Here is a 3,703-nt window from a genome sequence, read left to right on the forward strand (position 1 = left end):
TACACTTTGTAGAAACTGCCGACGGCTGCGATCTTGAAATCTCTGATCGCAGGTATTAACGGCGACGTGGCTGGCGTCGGCGCTGTTCGTCGTCCGTGCGAATCGGTACCGGTTGCAGAGGCGGTTCGATCAAACCGAGGGCAACTCCCAAATCGTGCAGCCAGTTCTGGATTTTCTCTTTCATCGTCATGCCCCCTTCAGGGTGGTGCTGAGCGGCCGGAATTCTGAGGCCGCTTCGCACTGATAATAGTCCGAAGTCCTACGCAATGCTCGGCCAAATCCGCAATGATCTGTTACTGAATTGAACAGAATCTGTTGCGATTGGTTCACGCTGTTTCACGGACTTCATGCAAAGCCACGGGATAGACCGCTTGCTGCACGTCGATCCAGGCATTCAGGTTGGCCCCGGCCATACCCTTGCGCCACATGAGCCACGTTGTCGCACCCGCGAACGGCTCGGCCAACGGATGCACGGCGACGCTTTCGCGACCCGGCAGGCTAGCGAGCATCGACTCAGCCATCAACGCCACACCACTGCCGGCAATCACACAGGCGAGCATGCCCTGATACGACTCGATCTCCATCGGCCGGCCCATCGCCGCGTGGTAGTGAGAGAACCATGCTTCCAGACGCATGCGATATGAACAGCCCTGGCGAAAAGTGAACACCGAGCGCCCTTCCACGTCCCGCGCGGTGCGTACTGGCGGATGGTCGATTTCAGTGATCAGCACCAGCCGCTCCTCGCACAACGGCACGCCATCGAGCCCGGCCAGTTCCAGCGGTCCGTCGACCAATGCCGCGTCGAGGCGGCCGGTGAGCAACCCTTCGAGCAATTCCCCGGTCGGCGACGATTGCACCTGCAAATTCACCATCGGGTATTGCTTGTGATAACGCGCCAGCAACGCCGGCAGATGGATCGCCGCCGTGCTGTACATGGTGCCCAGCACGAAGTCGCCGGCCGGTTGCCCGCCCATCACCGCCGCACTGGCCTGATCGCGCAGAGCGAAAAGTCTGCCGGTGTAGTCGAGCAGGACCTTGCCCGCCGGCGACAACTGCAAGCGCTGCCGTTCGCGGACGAACAGCTCAACGCCCAGTTGCTCCTCAAGCTGTTTCAGGCGCGTCGACAGATTTGATGGCACGCGATGCAGGCGCTCGGCGGCGCGGGTGATCGAGCCTTCCTCGGCGACCGCCTGAAATATCCGCAGCTGGCTGAATTCCACTGCTTTCTCCTGAACAGAACAAGTTACTCACTATTATTCAATTTTAAAGAAAGTCAATCGATCCTAGCCTGACGGTCATTGCTGCCTTGAAGGAAGCCCGACCATGTCGCCGCTGATACGTTTATCCGCCTGTTTCGTTGCCCTGATGATGGCCATGGGCATTGGCCGTTTCGCCCTGACACCTCAGATGCCGCACCTGCTCAGCGAAGGGCAGATCGACCTCACCGCCGCCGGGCTGATCGCGGCGGCCAACTACTTCGGCTATCTGCTCGGTGCCGTGGATGCGATGTTCGCACAGCGGCCGCAGCAGGTGCAGCGTCGCCTGCATGGCGGGCTATGGCTGTGCGTGCTGCTGACCCTGGCGTCGTTCTGGGCCAACGGTTTCTGGTCGCACTTGCTGTTGCGCTTTGGTACCGGAGTCGCGAGTGCCTGGGTGCTGGTGATGATTACTTCGCTCAGTCAGCCGCTGGCGGCGGCGGCGAATCGACCGCGCTGGGGTGCTCTGGTTTTTGCCGGGCCGGGTCTGGGGATTTTTCTCACAGGGTTGCTGGCGCTGGTCTCACATCGACTGCAGCAGACATCGGCAACCCTGTGGCTGATTTACGCAGCCGCCGCGTTGCTGATGATGCTCGGCGTCTGGCGGTTGTTGCCGCAGCCCACCGCGGTAACCACGCCAGCGACAACGCATGTGAACGCAGCGAACCGAGGCATCGGTCGGCTGGCGCTGGTATATGCGCTGTACGGCATCGGCTACATCATTCCGGCAACGTTCCTGTCGCAGATGGCCAACGCGCAGTTTCACGGCCAGTGGCAGGCGGATCTGTTCTGGCCGTGCTTTGGCCTCGGCGCGGCAATCGGGGTGTGGTTGGTGAGTCTGCGCCGACATGATCCCGAGACCACGCGGCACTGGCTGATGGCGACGTTGTGGCTGCAAGCGGCCGGTGTGTTCGCCTGTCTGCTGGGCAGCGGCCTCGGTCTGGCGCTGGGGGTGATCCTCTGCGGCACGCCGTTTCTGGCCTGCATGCAACTGGTCATGCAGCGTTCGCGAGAGCTGGCGCCCCACGCCACTCAGCGCAACGCCGGGATGCTCACGGCGTGCTTCGCTGTCGGCCAGCTGAGCGGCCCGCTGCTGGCGGCGCTGAGCAGCCATTTCTGCGGCGGTTTGCAGCCAGCGCTGCTGATCGCCGGCGCCGGCCTGTTGCTGGCCGGCGCGCTGGCGATGCAGGCCAAGGCTACTGGCCCAGCGCCTTGCGCAAACGGCGACGCAGCCACTGTTCGGCGCTGACGAAAGTGATGCCGAGCAGCACCAGCACGGCGCCGATGACGAAGTTCAGGCTCAACTGTTCGCCGAGCAGCAGCACGCCGAAGGTCACGCCGAACAACGGCGTCATGAACGAGAACACCGCAAGGTTGGCCGCCAGATAACGGCGCAGCAGCCAGAACCACACCAGGTAGCTGAAGAACGACACCACCAGCCCTTGGAACAGCACACTGGCCACCGCCACGGTAGTCAGGCTGACGTGGGTGATCTGGCCGCTGAACAACGCGATCAACAGCAGACCGATGAAACCGACCATCAGCTGATAAAACAGGGTCAATGTCACCGGCGCTTCCGACAGTCGCGAGGCGCGCACCACCACGGTGGTCGCGCCCCAACAGGCGCCGGCCAATACGCCGAAGGCATCGCCCAGCAGCATGCGCCGATCAAGGTTGTCCCACGACACACCGCCGGCGAAGGCAATCGCGATGCCGATGAACGCCAGCAGAATCCCCAGCCATTGCAACGGGCGCAAACGCTCGCTGGCCAGCAGGAAATGCACGCCGAGTGCGGTGAAGATCGGCGCGGTATAGAGGAACACCGAAATATGCGCGGCGGTGGTCAGTTGCAGGCCTTCGGCGATGAACAGGAACTCCAGACCAAACAGCGCACCGGCCAGCAAGCCGCCGCGCCAGGTGCTGCCGACCTGATCCCAACCGCCCTTCCAGCAGATCAGCAAACCGACCAGCAACGCAGAAATTCCCGAGCGCCCCGCCGCTTGCATCACCGGCGCGATGTCCGTTGCCGCCCACTTGATCAGGACTTGCTGCACACCCCAGATCAGGCACAGGCCGATCATCACTTGCAGGGCAAAACCGTCGGCATTGCGCCGCTCGGCACTCACCGCAACACCTCGAACACACACAACATGGCAGGCCATCCAATGGTCAGAAAACAGTGTCGGGGATTATCAATCAGATGCGCGGAAAAAGCCGTCTGGAAAAGACATTAAGTTGGTCAGTGGCGTCAGCGCTGAATGGTTGACGGCTGCGCCGTCATTCGCGAGCAAGCCCGCTCCCACAGAGGGTTCGGTGAACATGTGGGAGATTCTATGGTTCATGCCTAGCCCCTAAACGCCTTTGGGTGAGTATTCGCTCTGGTTTTTCAACAGAGCAAATACCACCCGTGCAAGCTTGCGGGCTAGTGCGACCAGTGCTTGGGTAGT

Annotated in this window: 5 protein-coding genes and 1 pseudogene; 1 reads left to right on the forward strand and 5 read right to left on the reverse strand. The window is 61.8% G+C overall.

Annotation, left to right across the window (positions count from 1 at the left end; genetic code table 11):
* Positions 1–55 precede the first annotated feature (55 nt).
* Positions 56–184, reverse strand: a complete 129-nt coding sequence (locus F8N49_RS28410) for a PA1414 family protein (protein WP_003184145.1) — start codon at positions 182–184, stop codon at positions 56–58.
* Positions 185–326: 142 nt separating this feature from the next.
* Positions 327–1,220, reverse strand: a complete 894-nt coding sequence (locus tag F8N49_RS26500) for a LysR family transcriptional regulator (protein WP_151553208.1) — start codon at positions 1,218–1,220, stop codon at positions 327–329.
* A 103-nt stretch (positions 1,221–1,323) separates the two neighbouring features.
* On the opposite strand from F8N49_RS26500, the gene F8N49_RS26505 reads away from it, so the two are divergent.
* On the forward strand, positions 1,324–2,505 hold the full coding sequence (locus F8N49_RS26505; RefSeq protein ID WP_151553210.1) for an MFS transporter: 1,182 nt from the start codon (positions 1,324–1,326) through the stop codon (positions 2,503–2,505).
* Here the strand turns inward: F8N49_RS26505 and F8N49_RS26510 are convergent.
* From F8N49_RS26510 to F8N49_RS28420, 3 genes and pseudogenes are all read right to left on the reverse strand, one after another.
* Positions 2,453–3,382: a DMT family transporter gene (locus F8N49_RS26510; RefSeq protein WP_151553212.1), complete on the reverse strand. Its 930-nt coding sequence runs from the start codon at positions 3,380–3,382 to the stop codon at positions 2,453–2,455. The two genes, F8N49_RS26505 and F8N49_RS26510, sit on opposite strands and share 53 nt — an antisense overlap.
* A gap of 66 nt (positions 3,383–3,448) precedes the next feature.
* Complete coding sequence (locus F8N49_RS28415; RefSeq protein WP_256675526.1) at positions 3,449–3,577, reverse strand: hypothetical protein; 129 nt, start codon at positions 3,575–3,577, stop codon at positions 3,449–3,451.
* Positions 3,578–3,607: 30 nt separating this feature from the next.
* Positions 3,608–3,703: pseudogene (locus tag F8N49_RS28420) on the reverse strand (IS110 family transposase); the annotation flags it as partial.

Source organism: Pseudomonas sp. GXM4 (assembly GCF_008923895.1).
GTDB lineage: Bacteria > Pseudomonadota > Gammaproteobacteria > Pseudomonadales > Pseudomonadaceae > Aquipseudomonas > Aquipseudomonas atacamensis.

What these genes read in the sequence shown, in the direction of transcription:
- F8N49_RS28415 (WP_256675526.1), bottom strand. Translation starts at nt 3,577, where the DNA reads ATGTTCACCGAACCCTCTGTGGGAGCGGGCTTGCTCGCGAATGACGGC.
- F8N49_RS28410 (WP_003184145.1), bottom strand. Translation starts at nt 184, where the DNA reads ATGAAAGAGAAAATCCAGAACTGGCTGCACGATTTGGGAGTTGCCCTC.
- F8N49_RS26505 (WP_151553210.1), top strand. Translation starts at nt 1,324, where the DNA reads ATGTCGCCGCTGATACGTTTATCCGCCTGTTTCGTTGCCCTGATGATG.